The following is a 26,504-nucleotide window of genomic DNA, read 5'->3' as shown; positions in this document are numbered from 1 at the left end:
CAAAAGCGACTATAAATTTATTTTCTCTGCTAATTTGGGAATTAGCAAAGTACAAGGAGAATAAAAATGGATAATCTGAATACAAATTCTAAATTACAGAAATATATTCCGCTTGTGGATTTTCTTGCAGCAGTTTTAGGAAAAAACAGCGAAATCGTATTACATGATTTGGGAAACCCTGACCATTCAGTAATAGCAATCAGAAATAATCATATTTCCAATCGTGAAGTCGGAGCACCTGCGACAGATTTAGTATTAAAAATACTGAAAGAAAGTGATAAGGAAGAAAGAGATTTCATTGCCAATTATATCGGTATAGGAAAGTTTAATAAGGCGTTGAAATCATCGACTTATTTTATCCGGGAAGAGGGAGAACTGATAGGAATGATTTGTGTCAATACCGATGAGGCAGTATTTGACAGTCTATTTTCTGCAATGAAAAAGTTACAGGAAACTTTCGTAAAAGAAGAGATAAATATAAATAATGAAAACATAGATTCGGAAAATCTGACAAGATCAATAGAAGAAGTAGCAAGGGAAGCTATAAGTGATGTTCTCTCAACTCAAAATGTGTCTATAGATTATTTGAAGCAGCAGGACAAACTGAATATCATAGAAGTCCTTTATTTAAAAGGAATATTTCTCCTGAAAGGTGCAGTTGTGGAAATAGCCAAGGCTTTGGGAATGTCTGAAGCCAGTGTGTATCGTTATGTACAAATAATAAAAAGACAGGAACAGGAAGAAAACAGAAAAAATAAAAAATTGAAGAAGTAGAAACTTATTTTACTGCCTGAATAGTTTATTTTTTGAATTATTTATTTAAAATATTAATAGAATATTTTGTAATGTAAATAAAACAAAAGCATCTATCAGGACAATAAAAATTCCTGTATTAATAGAACATTTTATAATATAAAAAGGAAAAATTATTAACTTTTGGAAAAATTTGGACAAAATAGTAAGTATTAATAGGACATAAAATAATCTACTAAAAAAATTATTTTTTAATTTTATACGGAACATAACATCTGAATTATATCGCCTAATTTCAGGAGTTATGTTTTTTTTATAAAATTTTTTTGAAAAATTTTAAAATCTGCTCTTGAAAAAATCAAAGTTAGGGTTATACTTATAATATAGAATTGTCAGAAAAAAATTATAATATTACAACGAAGGAGGAAAAACATATGGACAAGGAAAAACTGGAACTGATAGTATTTGATATTGTAAATAGTGCAGGGACTGCTAAAGGATTAGCCTATGAAGCATTGGCTGAAGCTGAAAAAGGAAATTATGAAGAAGCCGACAAATTATTAAAGGAAGCTGATAAATCTTTATTGGAAGCACATAATATTCAGACTGAAATAATACAGTCCGAAGCCAGTGGTGATAATATGGAAGTTACTGTTCTCTTTGTACATGCTCAGGACCACCTTATGACAGCAGTGGAAGCGAAATCACTTATTGAGTGTATGATAAAAATGTACAAAAGAATAGAAAAACTGGAAAAATCATAAAAAAATAGGGGGAATAATATGAAAAGGAAAGTAAAAAAATATAATGCGAAACACGATGAGAAACTAAAGGAAAGGGAGGAAAAAGAAAAGATTAAACGGGAAGAAGAAAAAAATGAAATAAAGCCTTTCAGTTTTAAATCTGCATTTGCAGTAATAATAAGCTGTCTGATAGGTTCAGTAATAGTTCCGTATTTGCTGAGTTTTGTGGGAATAAAAGATGTGAGAATAGGAATACTTTTAGGAAGTATGTTTGTTTCAAGTTTCGGATTTGTATGGGTACGAAATTTTATGGATTCAAAAAAAGGATTTTCAAAAAGTTTTTGGATACAGTATGCCGTTATGGGAGCAGTTTTTGGAGCAATAGCCTATTTATGGTTTTTTGGAATAAAACTTCTTTAAATTAAAGAATAAAATACAACTTAAAAATGGAGGTAATTATGAAAGTTTTGTTTGTATGTTCTCAAGGGATGTCAAGTGCAATAGCCGTAAATGCCCTTGAAAAAGAAGCAAAAGCAAAAGGGGTGGATATTCAAGTTTTAGCAGTGAGTACACAAAAGTTTGAGGAAGAGGTGAAAAACGGTTATGACGTTGCAATGGTTGCTCCTCAGGTAAGACACCGATTTGATACATTGAGTGCACTGGCAAAGGAAGCCGGAGTCCCATGCGAAATGATACAGCCTCAGGCGTACAGCCCTTTAGGCGGTCCGAAATTGTTGAAACAAATACAGGATTTACTAAAAAAATAGAAATTGGAAATTTGGAAATAGCAGTGAAATATGAAAATTAAGTTATGAAAATAATTAAGCAATAAAAGAAATTATTGAAAAAATTTTAAAAATAGAATTCAAAAAATTACACAAATTTAAATAGTAATATTTGAAAAATAATGTTTAAAAATAATGTTTGAATAATAGATATTCAGATAATAAATTATGAAAAATTAAATATTTAAATAACAATAAAAAATAATATTAGGAGGAAAAAGTTATATGTTAGAAAAATTATCAATGCAAATGGCAAAGCTTTCCGAACAGAGACATTTAAGAGCTATCCGTGACGGAATTATAGCAACATTACCTCTAATAATAGTAGGGTCAATATTTCTGATTGTTGCATTTCCGCCATTCCCGGCTGAATGGAAAATATCCGTATGGGCTAAAACTAATATATTGAAAATATTGCTTCCTTACCGTATGACAATGTTCATAATGGGACTTTATGCTGTTATGGGAATAGGAAACAGTCTTGCAAAATCTTATAAGCTTGACGGTATAACAGGGTCGATATTGGCGACATGTGGATTTTTATTGACAATAGTGCCTAAAGTTGTAAAGGAAATACTTGTAGTTACTCAGACAATAGACGGAAAAGAAGTTCAGATAATAGCTGAGGAGGGAGCAAAAGGAGCAACAACATTACAGGAAGGACTTGGATACGCTATGCCTATGGCAAATTTGGGTTCTGCGGGACTTTTTGTAGGTATATTGGTAGCCATATTTGCAGTAGAAGTATACAGATTTACATCGACTACAGGATTTAAAATAAAAATGCCTGAAGGAGTTCCTCATTCCGTTGCAAGGTCTTTTGAAGCGTTGACACCTGCATTAATAGTGATTTTAATAGTAGCAACTATCACTTACTGGTGGGAAAAAGATTTACATAAAATAGTAGGTACAATTATAAAACCTCTTGTAATAGCAGCAGATTCATGGGTTTCAGTACAGGTAGTAGTATTTCTGATAACATTCTTCTGGTCATTCGGAATACACGGAGATTCTATCGTAGGTTCTATAGTAAGACCTTTGTGGCTGACATTACTTGAACAGAACGGTACGGCTTTGGCTGATGGGAAAGCCATTCCTCATATAGCGGCAGAGCCTTTTTATCAGTGGTTTGTGTGGATAGGAGGTTCGGGAGCTACAATCGGACTTACTTTGTTACTTTTAACAGTGTCAAAATCAAGTTACGGAAGAACATTAGGAAAAACTTCAATATTATCTACGATTTTCAATATTAATGAGCCTATTATTTTCGGTTGTCCGGTAGTATTAAACCCTATACTTTTACCGCCGTTTATTATGGTACCTGTTATAAACTCAAGTCTTGCTTACTTCTTTACAAAAATGGGCTGGGTAAATAAGGTTACATCTACACCTCCTTGGACATTGCCGGGGCCTATAGGAGCATTTCTTGCTACAAATGGTGATTTTAGAGCGGTACTGTTGAGTCTTTTCCTGATATTTACGTCTATCCTGATATATTATCCATTTTTTAAAGTATATGACAAAAAAATGGTGGAAGAAGAGAAAAATAATCAGGAAGAAAATAATGGAGAAGAATAAATATGAGAAAACTTGGTATTTCGATTTACCCTGAAAAAACTGATGAAAAAACGTTGAAACAGTATATTAATAAAGCCGGTAAAGCAGGATTTTCAAGGATATTCAGCTGTCTTTTGTCTGTAAATGAAGAAAAGGAAAAAATCAAGGAAGAATTTAAAAAAATAAATTTGTATGCTAAATCCAAAGGATTTGAAATAATTCTGGATGTAAGTCCGAGAGTATTTTCGGATTTAGGAATAAGCTACGAAGATTTATCGTTTTTTAGGGAGATAGAAGCAGACGGAATAAGACTTGATATGGGGTTTACAGGATTGCAGGAAAGTATAATGACTTTTAAGGGACAAGGTTTGAAAATAGAAATAAATATGAGTATGGATACACATTATATAGATACTATAATGGACTATAAACCTAATAAACATAATCTTATAGGTTGTCATAATTTTTATCCTCATGCTCATACCGGACTTGGAATAGAATTTTTTAACAAATGTACGGAAAATTTTACAAAATATGGATTAAGAACAGCGGCATTTATAACATCACAAGCTGAAAATACTTTCGGACCGTGGCCTGTAACACAGGGATTGCCTACCCTTGAAATGCACAGATATCTGCCTGTGGAAACCCAGTTCAGACATTATGCTGCTTTGGAAACGATAGATGATATTATAATATCCAACTGCTATCCTACAGACGAGGAGCTTGAAAAACTGAAAAATGTAAGAAAAGACATGGCAAGTTTTTCTGTGGAGCTAATTTCAGATATTCCCGAAATTGAGAAAAAAATTATATTGGAAGAATTTCATTTTAATAGGGGAGATACTTCGGAAAATGTTATAAGGTCTACCGACAGCAGAGTGAAATATAAAGGGTATAATTTCAAATTGTTTAATGCACCTAAAATGATAAAAAGAGGAGATATAATAATAGAAAGCAGTGAATACGGCCATTATGCAGGGGAGCTTATGATAGCTTTGAAGGATATGAAAAATACGGGAAAATCTAACGTAGTGGGAAAAATAGCAGAGCATGAGCAGTTTATTCTTGATTATATAAAACCTTGGCAGAAATTTGCTTTTTCCGAAAAGTAGGTTTGGAAAAACTATATAATTTTGATATAATAATTATAGAATTAAAGGATTAAAAAAATAAGGAAAAAGAATTACAGAAAGAAAATAAAAAATATAAAAGATAAAAATTTTAAAAGTTGTTTTGTATCAGTTTGTTATGAGCAGATATAAGACAGCTTTATTTTTATAAAAAAATAGTATGTCAAATTTATTTTGAAATTTGACAAAATATAGCTGACTGTAGTAGAATAGAAATATAAAAATAATTAGTAAAAAAAATTTTATAAAAATACTAAAAAATCATATAAAAAAGGAGAAAATTATGTCTAAATCAAATAGGAAAAAGAAAAAACAAATAACAGTGAAGGATGACAGTTTGGATAAAATTGATAAAAGTATGGAAGAATTAATGGGATTTTATGAAAATAAGAAACCCATTCCAAAATTAGCAAGAGAAGCAAAAAAATAATAAAACATAAAATAACAAGGTCTGAAGCAAAATCTGAAAACACATTATTAGTTAATCCCAATAATAAACGTGAAACTAAAAAAAATGAAGAAGTTAGTGGTATAAGAAAATCAATATTAGAAAAAATATTTGAAAAAAATTTAGAAAATAAGGATAAATTAATGGAAGAAGATATAAAAAAGTCGAGAAAAGCAAGTACTTTGGAAGAGAAAGAAGTACATTAAAAAAATGCTTCAGGAAAAGTGTTTAAAGGTTTTAAAAGTATATATCTTTCCCTTTATATAGCAAATGAAGAAGTAAGAAATTTTTATTTAGAAAAAGGGAAACATACAGGTACTGGGAAAGATTTAAATGATCCTGTATTATATTTAGAAAAATTTCCTGCTGAATATAAAAGAATGATGAATTTAACGGCTGTAAAAGCAGGATTTTCTGAAGGATTAAGAAAAATTGGAGAAAAGATAGAAGTAGAAGCTAAAAAAATGAAAGAAGGAGAGAAAATACCAATTAATTATAAAGAAAATGTTAAATATCCTGTAAAGTTAGAGCTTGCTAGAGGATTTGAATGGGGAAGTACAACTTTATGGATTAAGGATGTCAAGGGTACAGTTGAGAAAAAAAACGGAGAATATGTAGTAAATTTTAGTTATACTCCTTCTTTATTTGACTCATTTGAAGATGCTGTAGATATTTTTAATATAAACACAGGTAAACAGGAGTTAAAAAATAGTAAACCTTATAATCTCTCAGTAAAAGATATTCCTAAAAATTTAAAGTAAAGAATGTATCCGAAATATCTGAAAAATTAAGAAGAGGATATTCCAATACAGTTAGAGAAAAAAACGGACCTGTTAGATAATTTAGGAAAGGATTTTGTTATAATGAAAAAGATTTTGAAATCTAAAAGACTGATATTTGATATATTAGTAGGTATAATAATAATATTTACATTATATAGATGTACAGGAGATTATACAAGAGTTTTTGAAATGAAAAGGGAACAATATACTTTAAAAATAATAGGAGAAAAAAACTATGATGGAAGAGCAGAATATACAACAGACATTTTTTTCTATGAGAAAAAAGAAAATTACAAAAAAATAAAAGAGATAGGTTGCGGAACGCTTCTTTTAGCAGGATACGATTTAAATAAGGAATATTTTTATGGAAAATCTGAATATGGCAAAGAAAACAGAGAATATGGAATATATAAAAATGAAAATGAAATGATAGGAAGCAGATATAGTAGTAATAATGAATTTCTAAAAAAACAGTGTACCGGTTATTTTGTCTTAAATCTAAAAACAGGAGAATATCAGAGCGGATTATCCGAAAATGAACAGAATAAAATTCTTTCAGATAAAGGGATAGAAACCAATATGCTAACAATAGAGAAATTTTTGAAAAAAAACGGAAAATCTATACGTAATTATGAGGGCTTGGAAAGTTGGATGTCTGATTTTGGGAATTAAAATATAAGAATTATAAGAGGTCTTTTAAAGTCAAAAAATCAAAATAAAAAAAATTTTTCGATATAAGTAGTGAAACGAGAAAAGGATATGAAAAACATCTGGATAAATTAGGTATACGTAAAGCCTCAAAAGCAGTCAATTATATGCTTATAAGATAATTCTGTAAAATATAATAATATTGGTGTATGAGATGAGATAATAATAGATTATTGGAAAGGAATTATCAAAATGAAAAGAAAGCTGAACTTTTGGAAGATAATATTAGTATTATTTGTAGCATTACTTTCATTGATGAGTCTGTTAGTGGCAAGTACAGTTATATACATAATTTATCATATAGTATCATGGAGGGGACCAAGTAGAGATGTTTTTGAAAGGCAGAAAGAAAAATATACTTTAAAAATAATAGGAAAAGCTACTTATGACGGTACACCGACAGAAACAACTAATATTTTTTTCTATGAAACTATAAAAAACGGTAAAAATTTTAAAATAGGATGTGGAAAACTCCTATTAATAGGATATGAACCTTTAAGAGAATACATTTATGGAAAAGTAGAATATGGAACTGATGATATAGGATTTGGAATTTATCAAAATGGTGATGAACTAATATACGGAAATGGCTCTAAAGAGGATATGACTGAAATAGAAAAGAAATACAGTATCGAACTTCTTAAAAAAGAATGTACCGGTTATTTTGTCTTAAATCTAAAAACAGGAGAATATCAGGGAGGATTATCCGAAAATGAACAGGACGAAATTCTTTCGGATGAAAAAATATCCGATACTATGTTACCGACAAAACAATTTTTAGATACAAATGGAAAAACAATCGTTAATTATGAAATAGATAATTGGATGGAAAATTGATAAAAAATAGAAAGGTTATTTAAATGGAAGTTTTTTTAAAAATAGTCAAAATTTTTTTCATAGTAATTATGGCTTTCTGTATGGTAGTCAGTTTTTTACTTCTCTCAATGACAGTACATTTAATTTTAAAATCATTTATAGATGTCAGCAGTAGCCATAGTCATAATTATATAGATGTTTTTGAAATAAAGAATGAACAATATGTTCTAAAAGTAATAGGGAAAAACCAAACTAATGTCGGATCAGAAATATCCGGATTGTTTTCCTATAATATTGTAAAAAATGATAAAAATCTTAAAATAGGATGTGGCACATTACTTTTGGCAGGATACGATGTGGACAAAAAATATTTTTTTGGAAAATCTGAATATGGAGATAAAATAAAAGGGGCAGGGATATATCAAAATGGAAATAAAATAATAGAAAGTAAAGAAAATATTTCGGAAAAAGAAAATAATACCAAGTTTCTAAAAAAACAGTGTACCGGTTATTTTGTCTTAGATTTAAAAACAGGAGAATATCAGAGCGGATTGTCAGAAGAACAGCAGAAAAAAATTCTTTCAGATAAAGGGATAGAAAATAAAATGGAATGGACAAGGGAATTTTTAGATAGAAATGGAGAAACATTAGAAGACTATAAAGGTTTGGAAAGTTGGATGTACATTTTAAAAGAATAGAATGTTAAAAACTATAAAAATTATAAAAAGTATTTGTAATCAAAATTTAAAATAAAAGATTTTTAATCTATTTATGAAACATAAGAGATTTAATATCTGAAAGAGCAGTTTTATTTCAAAATCAATAATAGTTTGATGAGATTAAATGAAGAACAAAATACTTTAAAAATAGTTTTATCGAGGAAAATTTTTAATATACATTATGAAATAAGAAAAAATAAAATAAGAAAAGGAATGTGAAAAATATTTCGAAAATAAAATTTACAACAAAGAAAGTAATATATTGAGAGAAAAAGCGCAAAAAATATTTCAAAAATCAAAAAGAAAATTTTTAGTATAGTTAAAAATAAAATAAAAAACTGTCTTATAAAATAAAAATGTATGAAAAGCAATAAATAATATACCTATAAAAATAAGTACTGTAAAAGCGGTGTACCAATCTTTTCTAATCTTAAATATTTGTCTTTTAGCTATAAAAATAAATATTGTAGAAGCAGAACATATTTAAGATCATTCGTGTTCTTAGGCAAATACGGGAATATATATATAATTATAAAAGCAATATAGTATATTTAAGATTCTTGATTGTCGCTATTTTATTTAGTTATATTTTGAATTGTAAAAGCAATATAACATATTTAAGATATATTTTTTAAATCAGATATTTTTATTTTATAAGACAGCCTTTTTTATTAATATTTTTAAATTGATATTTTTAAGTTGCAAAATAATAATTTTTATTTAATGACTTTTCTATAAGTAACAAGTAAAGGATTCCATACACTTGCATTCGTAGGAGAGTAAGCAAAATCAATATCAATGAACTTTTCAATAGGCGTTTCGAGAGTGATAACTATAGCTATCTGGTCTATAAACTGTGCTACAGCTTCTTTTCCAGCCATTGCTCCTCCGAGCAGAACTTTTTTATCTTTATCATAGATTATTTCTGTATGGGCAGGAACCGAGTCTGCGAACCCTGAATTTTTATACATTGCCCTCATCTCTATTTTTTCGGCATTATATCCTAAGTCCAAAGCTTCCTGAAGAGATAATCCTGTTTGAGCAAGTTTAATATCGTAAAATGATGTAGCAAAGGATCTTAAAAGCCCTTTCCAGTGTATGTCCTGTCCCGAAAGATGTTTGGCAAGAAGCATTCCGTGCTTATTGGCAACATCTCCGAAAGGAGCATATAAATTTCTGTCAGTATTGTAATATTTATTGAAAATACAGTCTCCTATAGCATAAACATCTGATATGTTAGTTTCAAACTTGTCATTTACAACTATTTTTCCTTTATCTGTTTCAAGCTGTTCAGGAATAAACTCTATATTTGGAGTAATCCCGATACTGAATAATGCAATGTCAAAACTTACTGTTTCTCCGTTGTCCAATTTTACGGATTTGGCAATACCGTTTTCAGAAATAATTTCCGTTACTCCTGCATTTAATTTCAAGTCGATGTTTCTTTCCTTTATTTCATTGTAGATACCTTTTTTCAAATTTTCCGAAATTGACGGCAAAATTTCACCCGCTTTTTCTACGATAGTTACATTTAATCCTAATTTTTTAAAATTTTCAGCAACTTCAAGACCTATAAATCCTGCACCCGCAATTAGGGCATTTTTCAAAGTGCTTTTGTTTTTCGTGATGTATTCCTTTATTTTTATGGCGTCTGCTGCGTGAGACAGAGTAAATATATTGTCAAGTTTGGGAGAATATCCTTTTATATTAGGAATAAAGGATTTTGCACCTACAGCTAACACAAGCTTATCATAGCCAAAAATACCGTTGATTTCATTACCTGCAACGTTTAATGTTTTATTTTTAAAGTCAATGTCTGTTACTTCATGATTTATTTTTACATTTACTCCCCTTTTTATAAAGTCTTCAGCAGTTCCCAGAACTACATCGTTTATTGATAATTCATCCGCTATATAGTAGGGAGTGGGACAACCTGCCCACGCTACATAAGGAGATTTTTCAAAAAGAAATATCTCATGGTCGGGATTTGCTTTTTTATATTGAGTGGAGAACATCATTCCTGCTGCTCCGCCTCCAATTACAGCTATTTTCATTTTATTACCTGCTTTCGTGTTATTTTATTTTAATATTTAATTTACAAGATTATTCAGTAAATATCTTAATCTGCTCGAGACCATTTTTATTCCGACTTTATTATCTTTTCCTCTCGGAATGATGACGTCCGCATATCTTTTGGACGGCTCGACAAATTCCAGATGCATTGGTTTTACCGTAGCCATATATTGATTTTTAATGCTTTCAAAAGTTCTTCCCCGTTCTTTTAAATCCCGCTCTATTCTACGCAGGAGCCTTTCGTCATCATCGGTGTCTACAAAGATTTTTGCATCAAACAGATTTCTTATTTTCTCCATTGCCAGAATGAGAATGCCTTCGACTATTATAAGGTTTGCAGGCTCTATATGTTCGGTTTCATTTATCCTGTTGTAAATCTGGAAATCATAAATGGGTTTTTCAATGGAATGACCGTCCCTAAGTTTAAGGATATGTTCTTCAAGTAAGTCAAAATCTATCAAATCAGGATGATCGTAATTTAATTTAACTCTTTCATCATAAGTCAGATTATCCATTTTTTTATAATACGAATCCTGCTCCAACAAGATAGAGTTGATATGAGTTTTCTGCAATTCTTCGAGAATAGATTTTGTAACACTCGTCTTACCTGAAGCGGTTCCTCCTGCAATGCCTACAATTATTGTTTTATAATCCATTAAAAATCAGCCTCCTGTAATCATTATAAAAAGTATATAACAGATGAGGAAAATTTTCAAGAAAATTTATTAAAACTAAGCATAATCAAATGAATAAATGGTATATCATTATAGTAAAGAATTTAAATTTTAAATAAAAAGAAGTAAAAATATAAGATGAAAGGAGTTTTTGCTATGAGTAAAAGTTCAGAAACTGAAAAAATGAAAAAAGTAAAGGAAATATTGGAAAATAATAATGCCTTATCTCATGCTATGACTTTATTACAATGGGATTTGGAAACGGAAGCTCCTGCTATGGCAGTCGACAGGGTTTCAAAGACATTGGGCTATTTTGCAGGAGAAAGTTATTCGATGATTATAAATGAAGATTTTAAAAATCTTGTGTATAGTATAGATACTGATGAATTGGATGAAATTGATAGAAAAATAATAGAAGAATTGAAAAAAGAATCTTTTGAAAAGCTGGAAAAAATTCCTAAAGAAGAGCATACAAAATATTCCGAACTGAGAGTAGTTTCCACGAGAAAATGGGAAGAAGCAAAAAACAAGGATGATTATAACATTTTCAAATCTTATTTGAGTGATATGATAGAATTTAATAAAAGATTTATAAAATATAGAGGATATAAAGATAATCCTTATAATACATTGCTTGATGATTATGAACCTGAAATTACTGTAGAGGAATTGGATAAATTTTTTGAAAATATAAAAAATGAGTTATCCCCTTTCATAAAGAAAATCATTTCAAAAGAAAAATCAGACAAGGAAAAGGAAATAAAAGAAAAATTCAGAAAAATGTTTTTTAATATTGAAAAACAGAAAGAATTATCAATGTATATCCTAAATCTTATAAAATTTGATTTTGACAAGGGAGTTCTCAAAGAAAGCGAACATCCTTTTACGACAAATATAAACAATAAAGATGTAAGAATTACAACCCATTATTATGAAAATGACCTGCTGTCATCAATTTATTCTACTATACATGAGGGTGGGCATGCCTTATATGAGCAGCATATAGATGATAAAATAGCCGACAGTATACTCGGAACAGGAGTATCAATGGGAATACATGAATCCCAGTCGAGAATTTTTGAAAATATGTTCGGTAGAAGCAAAGAATTTTTAAAATTTTTATATCCGAAAGTGGATGAAGTATTTGGACTGAAAAAAGAAGGAATAGATTTTGATAATTTCTATAAATTTGCCAATGAGGTGCAGGCTTCATTTATAAGAACAGACGCAGATGAGCTGACTTATCCGATACACGTTCTCATCAGATACGAACTTGAAAAAGAAATCTTCAGTAATCCTGATGAAAAGACTGATACTGATAAACTTGCTAAAAAATGGGCAGACAAATATGAAGAATATTTAGGGATAAGACCTGAAACTTATAAGAAAGGTATTTTACAGGATGTTCACTGGGCTGAAGGATTGTTCGGATATTTTCCGTCCTATGCTTTGGGAACAGCTTATGCAGCCCAGATATATAATGCTATAAATGAAAGGGTAGACATTAGTAAGGAGTTGGAAAAAGGAGAATTTTCAAAGATTAACGATATTTTAAGAGAAAAAATCCATAAATATGGAAAGCTCAAAAATCCTAAAGAATTAATTTTAAATATGACAGGGAAAACTTTTGATTCAAAACATTATATAAACTATTTAAAAGAAAAATTTTCCGAAATATATGATTTGAAATAATATAAGAGCCGAATATAATTTGAAATTATATGTGATTTTAAAAATATGATTTGGAATAATATGTAATTTTAAGAATATATAATTCAAAATAATATGATTTAAAAAATATAATTTGAAAAATACATAATTTAAATAGTTATGATTTGAAATAGAGAAGATTTTGAAACAGAAAGGAGAATAATCGAATTTTAAATAAAACTTTACTAAAAAATTCGATTTTAAAATGGTTATGATACAGACACAGAAAAAAATTGAAAAAATCCAGAAAAAATTTGAAGATATGGAAGTAAAAAGTTTTGCGAGAGAAGTTGTGGAATTTATTGATGACAGTCCGAGTACATATCATGTAGCCAAAAATTGTTCAGACATTTTGGAAGAAAACGGTTTTAAAAGACTGAACCCTAAAGATAAATGGAAATTAAAAAAAGGCGGAAAATATTATTTGAAAAGATCAAACTCAACAGTGATTGCTTTTACATTGGGAACAGAGATAAATTTGAAAAAGGGATTTAAAATATTCGGTTCCCATACCGACTCGCCAGGATTTAGAATAAAGCCCTATCCTGAAATGATGACTGAAAATGTGATAAGACTGAATACTGAAGTTTATGGAGGTCCTATACTGAGTACATGGTTTGACAGACCTCTGTCCATAGCAGGAAGAGTAATTGTGAGAAGTGATGATCTGTTTATGCCTAAAACAGTAAGAATAAAAATAGATGAGCCGTTAATGACAATACCTAATCTTGCTATTCATCAAAATAGAGAAGTAAATAACGGTGTAAAAATCGATAAACAGAATGATACTTTACCTATGATAGCACTGGTGAATGATAAATTTGAAAAAGAAAATTATTTGTTAAACCTAATATTGGACAGAACAGGCATAAAAAAAGAAGATGTCCTTGATTTTGACTTGTTTGTATACTCTATTGAAAAAGGAACATTGTTAGGGGCAAATGAAGAACTTATTTCCGCTCCTAAACTTGACAATCTTGTGTCAGTTTATGCAGGGCTTTTAGGATTGATAGAAGCGGAAGATATTCATGACCAGATAAATATTTTTGTAGGTTTTGATAATGAGGAAATAGGAAGTGCTACAAAACAGGGAGCTGATTCAAATTATCTTTTGAATACCCTCGAAAGAATAATGTGTTCATTAGGTTATGACAGAGGAGAATTTCTACAAATGTTGAACTGCTCATTCCTGCTGTCTGCTGACGGAGCCCATGCGGCTCATCCTGCGCATATGGATAAGACGGATCCTACAAGCAGGGGAAGGATAAATGAAGGAATATCGATAAAAATAAGTGCCAATCAGAGATATACTTCTGACGGATTTTCCATTTCGGTACTGAAACAGATAATAGAAGGAACTGACATCAAAATACAGCCATTTGTAAATCAGTCCAATGAAAGGGGAGGAAGTACCATAGGGCCTATTTCTTCTACTCATCTGGATATAGACGCCATAGATTTGGGTGTACCTATGCTGGCGATGCATTCGGTAAGGGAGTTGTGCGGAATTTATGATGTATTTTATTTAAAGGAACTTGCCAAAGAATTTTTTAATAAAAATTAGGAGAGATGTATATATAAACCAGATTGTAATCGAGGTTATTTTGTAATAATAGAAAATTGCAAAATAACCTTATTTTTAGTATAATAAAATAAAAAGTATTTTTATGAAAGAAGAACAAAATGAAAACATATTTTGAGCTGTTTTGGATATTTTTCAAAATAGGGACTTTTACTCTTGGGGGCGGTTATGCTATGGTTCCGCTTATTCAGGATGAAATTGTAAATAAAAAGAAATGGATAGAAAAAGAAGAATTTATTAATCTGCTGGCACTGGCACAGTCATCTCCCGGAGCTTTGGCAATAAATGTGGCGGTATTCGTAGGATTTAAGATAAAAAAATATATGGGGATGTTTGCCACTGTTATGGGGGCAGTGTTACCTGCATTTCTAATTATATGGCTGCTTGCGGCTTTGTTTAAAAATTTTCAGAACAATCCTTATGTAATAAAAGCATTCAAGGCAATAAGACCTATGGTCGTGGCACTTATAGGAGGTAGTGTATATACTATAGGAAAACAGGCAAAGATAAATAAATTTACATTGATTATCGTTCTGGTAATAGCAGTTCTCGTTTCACAGTTTAAGTTTCCACCTATAATGGTTATAATAGTGGGAGCAATAGCGGGAAATATATGGATGATGAACAGAAAGGGGGCTAAATAATGACGGAACTATGGACTTTATTTGTGGTGTTCTTTAAAATAGGACTGTTCAGCTTTGGAGGAGGATATGCCATTCTTCCTTTGATACAGAAAGAAGTTGTAGTAATTCATAAATGGATAACAGTATCCCAATTTACTGATATTGTTGCCGTATCTCAAGTGACGCCGGGACCTATAGCGATAAATTCTTCGACTTATGTAGGTTATCTCGTTACGGGAAATGTGATAGGGGCAACGGTTGCAACAGTCGGACTGATAATGCCTTCAGTCATAATTATGACTGTATTCAGCATATTTTTCTTGAAATTTCAGGATAATAAGTACATAAGCAATGCTTTTGCAGGATTAAGAGTAGTCGTTGTAGGACTTATTTTATCAGCAACACTGCTTTTAATGGATAAAGATAATTTTATTGATTTTAAAAGTATTATAATATTTGGAGTAACTTTACTTTTATTTTTGAAATGGAAAGTAAATGCCATATGGCTGACAGTTGGAGCTGCAATAGTAGGAATATTGATATATTAAGAAATATATAAATATATAAAATTATGGAGGTTGAAAATGAAATTAATCGATGTAAAAAGTATAGTTAGCGTTTTTCAGGTAAGTGATATTGAAAAATCATTGTTATGGTATAAAAAATGGCTTGGAGAACCTGATGTTATTCCAATGGAAGGAGTTGCTGAATACGAGCTAAGTAAAGATACATGGTTGCAGTTGTCATATGAAGGAAATGAAAATATTGAGAAAAGTGCGATTATTATTGGGATAGAGGATATAAAAAGTTGTAAGGAAACATTTGAAAATAATGGAATAAAAACTGGTGAAATACAGGACTATGAAATTGTTCTTGTATTTGATATACATGATCCTGACGGGAACAGAATTTCCTTTGTACAGGAAGTATAAAAATATCGAAAATATTTTTGATATTTTTATATAAAATTTTAAAATAATATGATATAATCAGATAAGTTTGTATTTTACAAACTTATTTTTAAGTTAAAAAATTAATATAGTTGGGAGTTGAAAGGAGAAAACATTGAAAAAAAATCTTGAAATTAAAAATGTAGGAAAAACTTTTGGGAAAGAAGAAATTTTAAAAAATGTCAACATCGAAATAAAAAAAGGAGAATTTTTTTCATTATTAGGTCCGTCGGGTTGCGGAAAAACAACGTTACTGAGAATGATTGCGGGATTTATAAGGCCTGATAGCGGCTCTATTTCTATAAATGGAGAAGTTATAGATCGTTTAAATCCTAATGAAAGAAATGTAAATACTGTTTTTCAGAATTATGCTTTGTTTCCTAATATGACTGTATTTGAAAATGTGGCATTTCCTTTGAAAATAAAAAAAGTTTCTAAAAATGAGATAGAAAAGGAAGTGCTGAAATATCTGGAATTGGTAGGATTACAGGAACATAAGGATAAGATGCCTTCAAATCTTTCAGGGGGACAAAAACAGAGAGTTTCCATTGCAAGAGCATTAATCAGTAAGCCTGATGTATTACTGCTCGACGAGCCACTTTCAGCCCTTGATGCAAAATTGAGACAGAAATTATTAATAGAATTAGATACTATACACGATGAAGTTGGAATAACTTTCGTATTTGTAACTCACGACCAAGAGGAAGCCCTTAGTGTTTCTGACAGAATAGCAGTTATGAATAAAGGGGAAGTTTTACAAATAGGAACTCCTAACGAAATATATGAAATGCCGTCCAACGCTTTTGTTGCGGACTTTATCGGAGAAACAAACTTTATCGAAGGAAAAGTTACCGAAGTATATGATAAATACGGTTATGCAGAAAACAGCGAACTGGGAAGATTTAAGATAGAACTTGATAAACCCGTAAAAATCGGGGACAATGTAAAACTCACATTGAGACCTGAAAAAATAAAAGTGGATACGGAACCTAAATATACCGACGATGATAATTATAAAGTGATAAAAGGAACTGTAGACGAAGTTATCTATACAGGGTTCCAAAGTAAGCTATTTATAAAAGTCGACGGTGTAAACAGAATAATTAACGCATATGACCAGCACAGAAAGTTTTTGACTGAAGAAGAGCTTTTTGAATGGAAAGAAAGAGTTTATTTTTACTGGCATTATGAAGATGCTTATTTAGTGGAGGTGAACTGATATTGGCAAAAAAAAGTGTAAAAAAGATAAATGAAAACGGACCGCTAAAATGGGCATACTATTTGCCTATCAGTTTATGGATGACTTTATTTTTCGGATTTCCGACTTTGATAATAGTATATTTCAGTTTTCTGAAAAAAGGTGCTTATGGAGGAATTGCAAGACCTTTAAAACATACATTATCAGCCTATAATCTGATTTTTACGTCCAATGATATAATGAAAGTGGTGTTCAAGACATTAAATATATCCATATGGATTACAGGGATTACATTGTTTCTTGCAATTCCTGTTTCCTATTATATATCAAGGTCAAAATATAAAAATTTGTGGTTGTTGCTCATAGTAATACCTTTCTGGACAAATTTTCTTGTAAGAATATTTTCATTTATAGCGATATTGGGAAATAACGGAATAATAAATCAGTTTTTGACAGGAGTTTTAGGACTTAAGACCCCGTTACCTCTGTTATATAACAGAAATGCGGTAATAATAATAAGTGTATATGTTTTTCTGCCTTATGCCATTTTGCCGCTTTATTCGGCAATAGAAAAATTTGATTTCTCGCTTCTTGACGCTGCCAGCGATTTGGGAGCAAATAAATTTCAGGCATTGATAAGGGTGTTTATTCCCGGAATAAAATCAGGTATAGTAACGGCACTCATCTTTACATTTGTTCCTGCAATAGGCTCTTATGCAGTTCCTGATTTAGTAGGCGGAACCGACGGAGTAATGCTCGGGAATATTATTGCAAACAGAATGTTTCAACTAAGGGACTGGCCTACCGCTTCGGCAATTTCTACTGTTTTTATAGTGATAACGACTTTCGGAGTATGGCTGTCAATGAAAATGAAAAAGGAGGAGGAAGAATAATGAATGATAAAAGAAGAATCTCACTGTTATTTTTCGTACTTGTGATGATATTTTTTTATTTGCCGATAGTCATGCTTATTACATTATCTTTTAACAGCTCCAAAAGTTTTTCATTAAGCGGGTTTTCATTGAGATGGTATATAGAGCTGTTTCAAAATTCTCCTGAATTGTGGACAGCTTTTGGAAGAAGTCTTGTAATAGGAATAACTTCTTCAATATTTTCAGTAACTGTAGCAACATTCGGAGCAATAGGAATAAAATGGTACAATTCAAGAATAAAAAATTATGTAAAGTTTCTGAATTATATCCCATTGATATTGCCCGACCTTATAATAGGCGTGTCTCTCCTTATTTTCTTTAATATGCAGGTAGGAATGTATAAAGGGATTGAAATGGGGATGACAACTGTCTTTATAGCTCATACTACGTTCAATATTCCCTTTTCATTATTTATAATAATGGCAAGACTGGATGAGTTTGATTATTCGATAGTGGAAGCTTCAAGAGATTTGGGAGCGAGTGAAGTGCAGACACTGATAAAAGTCATATTACCTGCAATGATGCCGGGGATTATTTCAGCATTTTTAATGGCAATGACAATGTCTCTTGATGATTTTGTAATCACAAGTTTTGTTACGGGAACAAATTCGAATACACTTCCTGTACAGATATATTCGATGATAAAATTTGGAGTATCACCGGTTATAAACGCATTATCGACTATATTAATAGTAGGAACGATAGTTCTTTCCCTTTCGAGCAGAAAGTTACAGAAATATATGCTGTCATAAAAAATAATTAAGATAAATTGAAAAAATATGATATAATACTCTAATTAGGAAAAATAGAAAGAAGGTAAAAAATTAAATGCAAAGATTTGAAGATTACGGATTGAGCAGAGAGGTGCTTGATGCGTTGGGAAAAAAAGGTTTTGAGGAACCAAGTGATATACAGAAGTTAGTAATACCCGAATTATTAAAAGAAAGAACCCATTTAATAGGACAGGCACAGACAGGGACAGGGAAAACTGCGGCATTCGGTATTCCCATACTGGAAACACTGGAGCCTGACAAAACGGTAAAAGCTCTGATACTTGCACCTACGAGAGAGCTGGCGAACCAAGTTGCGGATGAGATATATTCATTAAAAGGAAAAAAGGATATAAAAGTTTTGGCTGTTTACGGAGGGGCTTCCATAGAAAATCAGATTAAGAAACTGAAATCGGGAGTCGACATAGTAGTCGGTACGCCCGGAAGAGTAATGGATTTGATGAGGAAGAAAGTCTTGAAAGTAAGCAATCTTGACTATTTTGTCCTTGATGAAGCCGATGAAATGCTGAATATGGGATTTATCGAAGATATTGAACTTATCCTTGAAGAAACTAATGATGAGAAAAAAATGCTGTTTTTTTCAGCAACTATACCAAAAACAATAATGAGCATAGCTAAGAAATTCATGAAAGACTATAAACTGCTGAAAGTGGAAAAACAGGAACTGACGACTGATCTAACGGAGCAGATATATTATGAAGTAAAGCAGGAAGACAAATTTGAAGCATTGTGCAGAGTTCTGGACTATACGCAGAATTTTTACGGAATAGTTTTCTGTAGAACAAAATCCGAAGTTGACGAAGTAACAAATAAACTGAAAGCAAGAAACTATGACGCGGAATGTATTCACGGAGATATTACTCAAGGATTGAGACAGAAAGCCCTTGATCTTTTCAAAAAGAAAATTTTGACAATATTAGTCGCTACAGATGTGGCAGCAAGAGGAATAGACGTGAGCAACCTGACTCATGTTATAAACTACTCCATACCTCAGGAAGCCGAATCTTACGTTCATAGAATAGGTAGAACAGGTAGAGCGGGACATAAAGGAATAGCGATTACTTTTGTTACTCCAAGAGAGGCAAGAACTCTGGCTCAGATAAAAAGAGTTACAAAAACTGATATCAAAAGAGAGTCTATCCCTAATGTAACCGAAATTTTGAACGCAAAAGAAGAAGCATTGGTAGCATACATAGATGAAATTATTAAAGAAGAAGACTATAAAAGCTATGAACATCTGACTGAAAAACTGATTGACGGGAGAGATCCCAAACATGTATTGTCATCTCTTTTGAGACATTTTTATGAAGATGAGTTTCTACCTGAAAGTTACAGTGAAATAGAAGATGTAAAAGTGAAAATCGATGACAGAACGAGATTATTTATTGCCCTTGGAAGTAAAGACGGGTATAATCCGGGAAGACTGCTTGATTTATTAAATAAAAAAGCAAAAACTCCAGGCAGAAAAGTAAAAGACATTAAAATTATGGATAAATACTCATTTATAACTGTACCTTTACAGGAAGCGGAATATATAATGAGAGCGTTGAATTCCAAAAAAGATTCCAAACCTTTAGTCGAAAAAGCTACAGGGACGCAGCGTTCATCAGGTAAATCGGAAGAAAAGAAATCTGACAGACGTTCAAAAGGCAGAAAAAAATCTGAAAAAGAAACATCGAAAAAATCCAAAAAATCAGGAGAGAAAAAAACGTCTTCAAAAACAAGTTCAAAAACAAAAGAAAAAAATAAAAAATCTGAAAAATCTTCTTCAAAGAAGAAAAAAAGTAAATAAATTTAAAATATAGTTATAAAAGAAACTCAATAAATTCTGTCTGAGAAATTGTATTGAGCTTTTCTTTTATAAATTTATGGAAAGAAGGAAAAACAAGTATGAAAAGAATTTTAATAATATCAATTTTAGCAGGATTGGCAGTGATATCATGCGGAAAAACACAGGCTGAAACTACTGAAAAATCCAAAGGAGCAGATACTTTGTACACTCAATATTTGGATACTCTGAAATCTGAAAATAATCTAAAAATAACAATGGGAGGAAAGCCTGTTACTATTGTGGGGAAAGAAACGAAAATAGGAGACAAACTGAAAGAAGTACCGTTGACAATGAACTCTAAATTGGAAGATAAAAATATACTTGAGGATAAAACAGTCAAAGTTATATATACTGCACCGTCTCTTGATACAAAAGTCTGCTCCATTCAGACAAAAATGCTGAATACGGCAGCAGAAAAATTCCCCGATGTGAAATTTTATTCTGTAACTGTAGATACGCCGTTTGCACAGGAGAGATTTTGTTCAAGTAACGGGATAAATAGCCTCAAGCCGGCTTCAGACTATAAATATCATCAGTTTGGCATTCAGAACGGTCTACTAATTAAAGAAGCAGGATTGCTTACAAGGGCTTTGATGATAGTCGATGAAAATAATATTGTAAAATATATAGAATATGTAAAAGAAGAAGGAAATGAAGCTGATGTGGATAAGGCTATGAAATTTCTGGAAAAAGAAATGGTGAAAAAATAGAATATTAATTGAATAAAAAAATTTTAATAATAAAAATCGTCTTTTTAAAATATTATGTGATAATATTTAGCTTAAGACGATTTTTTTATTGCTATGCTTGAGTCGTAAAATTTTGATAATATAATATATAATCAAAATCATAAAGTGAAAAAAACAAACAATATATGTTTTAATTAAAATATCTGATTTTAAGCATAAATTTTGTTTATTCAAAATTTTAAAAAAAATATTTTTGAAATATTGACATTTTATAGAAATAAGATATAATTTTACTAAGATGAACTTGATGTCTTTTAATTAAGAAAAACTTTATATAAAATTTTTACTAAGCTTGTTAATAAATATTGATACAAAAATGTTCAATAAGTAAATTAATAAGAGTAAGAATAATAATGATAAAAAATGGTGAAAGTAGAAAACAATAGTGAAATTGATAGAATATTGTAAATGATATGTTGTAAAAAATATATTGAAGGATGTTCATTATTCTAATATAAATATCTTTGATGTAAATAGAATGTTGTAAAAAATATACTTGTTTTGTTGTTCTAATATAATTGTTTTTGCTGTAATATAGTGTACTGTAAAAATATATTTATTTCATTTGCAAAATTTTACTTATTCAAAACAGTCATTCACTAAGAAAAAATCAAAATGGATGATTTTTTCTAAGGTTCATTTCCTGTTTTTCATTGTAAAATTTAGAAGAATTCATAAATATATTTTTTACAGTTCAAAATATTAGGATAAAAGTATTTTTGTAGCATTTAGTAATAAAAGACTTGTTGATAAATTTTTAAGATAAAAAGATAATAATAATGAAAAATAATGATAGTGGAAAACAATAGTGAAATTGATAGAATATTGTAAATGATATTTTGTAAAAAATATACTTGTTTCGTTGTTCTAATGTAATTATCTTTGATATAAATAGAATATTGTAAATAATGTACTGTAAAAATATATTTATTTCATTTGCAAAATTTTACTCATTCAAAACAGTCATTCACTAAGAAAAAATCAAAATGGATGATTTTTTCTAAGGTTCATTTCCTGTTTTTCATTGTAAAATTTAGAAGAATTCATAAATATATTTTTTACAGTCTAAAATATTAGGATACATATTTTTGTAGCGTTTAGTAATAAAGAGTTTGTTGATAAATTTTTGAAATAAGGAAATATTTAAAACATAGTATGTTAAAATAAAAGATATATAATAACAAAATCTAATATAGAGGAAGTGGGCATATATGAAAGAAAAAGGAAACATATTGCAGGAAATAGTAAAGAGGATAACAGCGACATTACTGCTGTTCTTTTTGAATATAAATATATTTGGAGCGGGGATAGAAGTAGACAGTAACGTACAGCAGAATGTAAATGTGGACAAGGCTCCTAATGGAGTTCCCGTAATAAACATATCCACACCCTCACCTAAAGGCACATCGGTAAATTCTTTCAAGGAATTTAACGTGGACAGCAGGGGAGTGGAAATATTGAACAATACGGGAGTGGGAAGAGGCTACCTTTCAGGAATAGTAAACCCCAACCCGAACTTAAGACCCGGACAGGAAGCCGGGACAATGGTATTTAGAGTAACGGGAGCAAACAGAAGTGAAATAGAAGGATACATATCGGCACTGTCAAGAAGACCCATAAACCTTTTCATAGCAAATGAAAACGGAATATATGTAAACGGAGGGGGCTTCATAAATGTAAACAGGGCAGGTCTTGTAACAGGAAAGATAAACATACAGGACGGAGACATCGTATCATTTACGGCAAAGGACGGAAAGGTAATAATAGGAGAAAAAGGACTTGACATATCGGATGTAGAAAGGGTAGACATAATAACAAGGACACAGGAACTGACAGGAAGAATAGTAGGGAAGAAAGACATAAATATAATACTGGGGCAAAATGAAGTCAGTCTTGCAGGGATAGTAACACCAATTACAACATCGGATAACAAGCCTGCCCTTGCACTGAATGCAGGAGCATTGGGCTCAATCTATTCAAACGGACAGATAAATATCATATCGACAGAAAAAGGTGTAGGGGTAAACCTCAAATCAAGCGTACTTTCGGAAGAAAGTATAAGAATGAAAATAAAAGGAAATGCAGATATAAAGGAAGTAATATCAAGGAATGTGGAAATAGCTTCGGAAAATCTGGACAGTGAAAAAATAAACGGAAACAGTATAAGCATAAAGGCAGAAGATATTGAAAACAGGAAAGAAATAACAGGACAGAATGTAGACATAACAGCCCGTAACTTTAAGAATAATGAAATAACGGCAGGAAACTTTAACCTTACGGCAAAGGATATAAGAAGTAAGAAGATAGCTTCAGACAGGATAAATATAAAAGGGGATAATCTTTATTTGGAAAGTATGGAAGGACAGGATACAAACCTCATAATAAGTAATTGACATTCTACTTTTTTAAATGTTAGATTATATCAATAACCACAACTTTTTTTCGCGTTTGGCAAAATGTGAGAGCATTTAAAATGCTTCACAAAAATTGCCATACTTAAAAAAGTATGTGGCTCCTCCATTCATTAAAAATGAATGGCTCGCCTGTCATTTTTTTCAAAAATTACTGTCGAGCTCTCAAACGCCGAGGGCTTTTTTGCTCTTTTTGAAAAATCGAAATGCAAGCGTTTTACTTTGCAAATCTCATTTCAAAAATCGTATTTTTTTTCATCTGAAAAAAAAGGAAAAGAAAGTGATAAATATGACTGACAAAAACACAAAATCAGAAATCAAGGAAGAAAAACAATAATTCAAAAGCCTGTTTTTGCTTATAAGCTTGTTTTTTGCACATTTTGACCCAAAGCCGACCTATTCCTTGCCTTGCCCCTTTTCCTTGCGTGTACGGACGTTTTTGGAGCATTTTAAAGCCTTTCCAATTATCCCAAGCCCCTGCCATTTTCAAATAAAAAACCTGCCAGCCATAGACTGACAGGCAAGAAAGTAAAGAATAACGATAGCAAGCAAAATAACAAGCATTTGAAATATCTTTTCGTAAATTTCTTTTTTTGTCATTTTCATTTTTGTTCCACTTTCATCTATTTTTTTATTCTAAACAAAGTTGAACGCCCTACTCCAGTCAGGGCTATGCACTCATCTGTTTTAATCGCTTTTAAAATCCATCTTTTTCTGAACCTCTCACGGCTGAAGCCGCGAGGTTCTTAAGTACTATTTAGTTTCTTTTGAATATCTAGTATTCAAAATTTGACATTATTTATCGCCATTTTTATTATACCATATGTATTTAACTATTTCAAAGCGTTCAAGCCAGATCATTTTTTCAAATGAAAAAGTGGAGCGACAGCGGAACGTCTTTTTTATCCCGGCTTTTGCTGGGATAAAAAAACCCAGCGGGGCTTTTAGACACAATATCCTTGTAGTTTTGTCATAGCTTTAAGGCCTAAAAAAAAGCCGATATTTAAAACTTGGCTTTTTCATTTTTTAAGCCTTAAAAGGCCCGTAAGGGCTTTCTTTTTATAAATAAAAATTTATAAAGCTGTAATAAAAGTTAAAAATCCTAATATTACACCAGCTAAATTTGGAACAATAAGGATGAAATCTTTTTTAGGTTCTTTAGTCCATCCGTAAATAACCCAAATTAGACAAGAAATTGAAGCTGTGAGCGGTTGCCAAGGCTGAGCTTTTTCTCCTCCTAAATTAGCGATAATTTGAGGAATATAGGTTATAAACACAAAAACTCCAATAAATGCTCCAATTGAACCAACAATAGTGTTAATTTTCTTTTTGTTCATAAAATTATCTCCTTTTTTATTTTAAGCTATATTTATACGTGAACTGCTCCCGCTTTTAGAAGTTGGAGCTTCTTGGGAAGTATCTGCTTCTGTTAGCCAAATATATTTACCAAGCTCTTCGGGCAGTCCCTGCCCTGATGTACGAGTATTATACCATATAATAATTATTATTTCAAGTTATGTTCTGCAATTCATCTCCCTCTTCTACAAGAGGGAGATGAATTGCTAGATATTGTTAAAATTAAAACCCAAGCCCTTCTGGGGCAAATATGACGTTTTTACGATATACTTTGTTAGAAACATAACTGCCTTTTCAAAAAGATGAGGGCAGTTATTTTTTTTTGAAGAAAAAAATGGCTGCTCAAAATTTGTTTTTAAACTTGTTTCTTCTTATCTTGATAATATACATAGTTTTGACAGGAAATGAAATCATCAGTAGTCTAGTGAATATGCGCCTTAGAAGTTAAAATTAAATCAGTTCTATAAAAACTGTTAAAAATTAATTAAAATTAAAGATCTCCTTGATTTTAGGATATTTGAATGTTATAATTAAGCTGCGAAGTTAATTATAATAAATATCTTAAATGAAAGGAGATTTCTATATGAATTATTTTTTATTTTAAATAATTTCACTCTTCGTATATAGATTGTAACATAAAATGAAATCAAAATCAAGACAAGTAGAAGAAATTTTAATCAAATTAGAGAAAAAACAAATAACTAAAGAAAAACTAGAAAAATTAGGTTTGAAACATTTTTCTAAAAAAACGCTTGAGAGGATTAATGATTGTGGTAATTTTACCCAATCAGTTTTGACTGCGGATTCATCTGCTGGAAAGGTTGTAAAAGCAAATAGATGTATAAACCGCTTTTGTCCAATTTGTTTAGCCACAAGGAGCAGAAAGTAAAGCTTTGCGTTAAGAGTATTGCTTGAAACATTGAGAGAAAACTATGATTATAAGTTTTTATTTTTGACTTTAACTGTACCAAATGTACCTGGAAATGAATTAATCAAAGAATTACAGAAACAATATGAAGCTTTAAAAAGATTCATACAAAGGAAGCAATTCAAAGAAATAAACAAAGGATATGTTAGAAAAACAGAAATTACTTACAATCCCGTAAGGGACGATTTTCATCCACATGAACTGGTGGAAGAGTAAACATCACGGTAAGAGCAGATACCCCGTAAATTATGA

28 protein-coding genes are annotated in these 26,504 nt (G+C 30.7%); 24 read left to right on the top strand and 4 right to left on the bottom strand.

The window, feature by feature from the left end; translation table 11 throughout:
• Positions 1–66 precede the first annotated feature (66 nt).
• From ACO5J6_RS09430 to ACO5J6_RS09380, 11 genes are all read left to right on the top strand, one after another.
• Positions 67–774: a helix-turn-helix transcriptional regulator gene (locus ACO5J6_RS09430; RefSeq protein WP_485643617.1), complete on the top strand. Its 708-nt coding sequence runs from the start codon at positions 67–69 to the stop codon at positions 772–774.
• A gap of 413 nt (positions 775–1,187) precedes the next feature.
• A complete protein-coding gene (locus ACO5J6_RS09425; protein ID WP_485643616.1) occupies positions 1,188–1,517 on the top strand; it encodes a PTS lactose/cellobiose transporter subunit IIA in 330 nt (109 codons plus the stop codon).
• Between the two features lie 18 nt (positions 1,518–1,535).
• Positions 1,536–1,916, top strand: coding sequence for a hypothetical protein (locus ACO5J6_RS09420; RefSeq protein WP_485643615.1), 381 nt, complete (start codon positions 1,536–1,538; stop codon positions 1,914–1,916).
• 38 nt (positions 1,917–1,954) lie between these two features.
• Positions 1,955–2,263 carry a PTS sugar transporter subunit IIB gene (locus ACO5J6_RS09415; RefSeq protein WP_485643614.1) on the top strand — a complete coding sequence of 103 codons (309 nt, stop codon included), beginning with the start codon at positions 1,955–1,957 and terminating at the stop codon, positions 2,261–2,263.
• Positions 2,264–2,506: 243 nt separating this feature from the next.
• On the top strand, positions 2,507–3,859 hold the full coding sequence (locus tag ACO5J6_RS09410; RefSeq protein WP_485643613.1) for a PTS sugar transporter subunit IIC: 1,353 nt from the start codon (positions 2,507–2,509) through the stop codon (positions 3,857–3,859).
• A gap of 2 nt (positions 3,860–3,861) precedes the next feature.
• Positions 3,862–4,953 carry a DUF871 domain-containing protein gene (locus ACO5J6_RS09405; RefSeq protein ID WP_485643612.1) on the top strand — a complete coding sequence of 364 codons (1,092 nt, stop codon included), beginning with the start codon at positions 3,862–3,864 and terminating at the stop codon, positions 4,951–4,953.
• Positions 4,954–5,254: 301 nt separating this feature from the next.
• Positions 5,255–5,401, top strand: a complete 147-nt coding sequence (locus ACO5J6_RS09400) for a hypothetical protein (protein ID WP_485643611.1) — start codon at positions 5,255–5,257, stop codon at positions 5,399–5,401.
• Between the two features lie 242 nt (positions 5,402–5,643).
• A complete protein-coding gene (locus ACO5J6_RS09395; protein WP_485643610.1) occupies positions 5,644–6,180 on the top strand; it encodes a hypothetical protein in 537 nt (178 codons plus the stop codon).
• 102 nt (positions 6,181–6,282) lie between these two features.
• Complete coding sequence (locus tag ACO5J6_RS09390; RefSeq protein WP_485643609.1) at positions 6,283–6,873, top strand: hypothetical protein; 591 nt, start codon at positions 6,283–6,285, stop codon at positions 6,871–6,873.
• A gap of 228 nt (positions 6,874–7,101) precedes the next feature.
• A complete protein-coding gene (locus ACO5J6_RS09385; RefSeq protein WP_485643608.1) occupies positions 7,102–7,746 on the top strand; it encodes a hypothetical protein in 645 nt (214 codons plus the stop codon).
• Between the two features lie 23 nt (positions 7,747–7,769).
• Positions 7,770–8,423, top strand: coding sequence for a hypothetical protein (locus ACO5J6_RS09380; RefSeq protein WP_485643607.1), 654 nt, complete (start codon positions 7,770–7,772; stop codon positions 8,421–8,423).
• A 737-nt stretch (positions 8,424–9,160) separates the two neighbouring features.
• Here ACO5J6_RS09380 and ACO5J6_RS09375 read toward each other — a convergent pair.
• A complete protein-coding gene (locus ACO5J6_RS09375) occupies positions 9,161–10,498 on the bottom strand; it encodes an FAD-dependent oxidoreductase (RefSeq protein ID WP_485643606.1) in 1,338 nt (445 codons plus the stop codon).
• 36 nt (positions 10,499–10,534) lie between these two features.
• On the bottom strand, positions 10,535–11,173 hold the full coding sequence (udk, locus tag ACO5J6_RS09370) for a uridine kinase (RefSeq protein WP_485643605.1): 639 nt from the start codon (positions 11,171–11,173) through the stop codon (positions 10,535–10,537).
• Between the two features lie 174 nt (positions 11,174–11,347).
• Between udk and ACO5J6_RS09365 the strand changes: the two genes are divergently transcribed.
• The 11 genes from ACO5J6_RS09365 to ACO5J6_RS09315 all read left to right on the top strand — a co-directional run bounded on the left by ACO5J6_RS09365 (position 11,348) and on the right by ACO5J6_RS09315 (position 23,950).
• Positions 11,348–12,883, top strand: a complete 1,536-nt coding sequence (locus ACO5J6_RS09365; RefSeq protein WP_485643604.1) for a carboxypeptidase M32 — start codon at positions 11,348–11,350, stop codon at positions 12,881–12,883.
• A 223-nt stretch (positions 12,884–13,106) separates the two neighbouring features.
• Positions 13,107–14,465: a M18 family aminopeptidase gene (locus ACO5J6_RS09360; RefSeq protein ID WP_485643603.1), complete on the top strand. Its 1,359-nt coding sequence runs from the start codon at positions 13,107–13,109 to the stop codon at positions 14,463–14,465.
• Positions 14,466–14,584: 119 nt separating this feature from the next.
• On the top strand, positions 14,585–15,127 hold the full coding sequence (locus ACO5J6_RS09355; protein WP_485643602.1) for a chromate transporter: 543 nt from the start codon (positions 14,585–14,587) through the stop codon (positions 15,125–15,127).
• A complete protein-coding gene (locus ACO5J6_RS09350) occupies positions 15,127–15,654 on the top strand; it encodes a chromate transporter (protein WP_485643601.1) in 528 nt (175 codons plus the stop codon). The genes ACO5J6_RS09355 and ACO5J6_RS09350 overlap by 1 nt, the downstream gene beginning before the upstream one ends.
• 36 nt (positions 15,655–15,690) lie before the next feature.
• Positions 15,691–16,038, top strand: a complete 348-nt coding sequence (locus ACO5J6_RS09345; protein ID WP_485643599.1) for a VOC family protein — start codon at positions 15,691–15,693, stop codon at positions 16,036–16,038.
• Positions 16,039–16,171: 133 nt separating this feature from the next.
• Positions 16,172–17,275 (top strand): ABC transporter ATP-binding protein, encoded by a 1,104-nt coding sequence (locus tag ACO5J6_RS09340; protein WP_485643597.1) that lies wholly within the window; start codon positions 16,172–16,174, stop codon positions 17,273–17,275.
• Between the two features lie 26 nt (positions 17,276–17,301).
• The gene (locus tag ACO5J6_RS09335) at positions 17,302–18,147 is read left to right on the top strand and encodes an ABC transporter permease (protein WP_485643618.1); all 846 of its coding nucleotides are present in this window, start codon (positions 17,302–17,304) and stop codon (positions 18,145–18,147) included.
• The gene (locus tag ACO5J6_RS09330) at positions 18,147–18,938 is read left to right on the top strand and encodes an ABC transporter permease (RefSeq protein WP_485643596.1); all 792 of its coding nucleotides are present in this window, start codon (positions 18,147–18,149) and stop codon (positions 18,936–18,938) included. Before ACO5J6_RS09335 ends, ACO5J6_RS09330 begins: the two co-directional genes overlap by 1 nt.
• Positions 18,939–19,014: 76 nt before the next feature.
• Positions 19,015–20,769: a DEAD/DEAH box helicase gene (locus ACO5J6_RS09325; RefSeq protein WP_485643595.1), complete on the top strand. Its 1,755-nt coding sequence runs from the start codon at positions 19,015–19,017 to the stop codon at positions 20,767–20,769.
• A gap of 98 nt (positions 20,770–20,867) precedes the next feature.
• On the top strand, positions 20,868–21,518 hold the full coding sequence (tpx, locus tag ACO5J6_RS09320) for a thiol peroxidase (RefSeq protein WP_485643594.1): 651 nt from the start codon (positions 20,868–20,870) through the stop codon (positions 21,516–21,518).
• Between the two features lie 1,250 nt (positions 21,519–22,768).
• Positions 22,769–23,950, top strand: a complete 1,182-nt coding sequence (locus ACO5J6_RS09315) for a filamentous hemagglutinin N-terminal domain-containing protein (protein WP_485643593.1) — start codon at positions 22,769–22,771, stop codon at positions 23,948–23,950.
• A 328-nt stretch (positions 23,951–24,278) separates the two neighbouring features.
• Here ACO5J6_RS09315 and ACO5J6_RS09310 read toward each other — a convergent pair whose 3' ends face one another.
• Both ACO5J6_RS09310 and ACO5J6_RS09305 read right to left on the bottom strand, forming a co-directional pair.
• Complete coding sequence (locus tag ACO5J6_RS09310; RefSeq protein WP_485643592.1) at positions 24,279–24,452, bottom strand: hypothetical protein; 174 nt, start codon at positions 24,450–24,452, stop codon at positions 24,279–24,281.
• 589 nt (positions 24,453–25,041) lie between these two features.
• Positions 25,042–25,305 carry a SemiSWEET family transporter gene (locus ACO5J6_RS09305; RefSeq protein WP_007070517.1) on the bottom strand — a complete coding sequence of 88 codons (264 nt, stop codon included), beginning with the start codon at positions 25,303–25,305 and terminating at the stop codon, positions 25,042–25,044.
• Positions 25,306–25,964: 659 nt separating this feature from the next.
• Between ACO5J6_RS09305 and ACO5J6_RS09300 the strand changes: the two genes are divergently transcribed.
• Positions 25,965–26,213, top strand: a complete 249-nt coding sequence (locus ACO5J6_RS09300) for a hypothetical protein (protein ID WP_485643591.1) — start codon at positions 25,965–25,967, stop codon at positions 26,211–26,213.
• An 18-nt stretch (positions 26,214–26,231) separates the two neighbouring features.
• The gene (locus ACO5J6_RS09295; protein WP_485643590.1) at positions 26,232–26,468 is read left to right on the top strand and encodes a protein rep; all 237 of its coding nucleotides are present in this window, start codon (positions 26,232–26,234) and stop codon (positions 26,466–26,468) included.
• Positions 26,469–26,504 lie beyond the last annotated feature (36 nt).

This window comes from Pseudoleptotrichia sp., assembly GCF_057270515.1.
The sequence above is the reverse complement of the archived record's forward strand: the minus strand, read 5'-3'. Positions and strand labels throughout refer to the sequence as shown.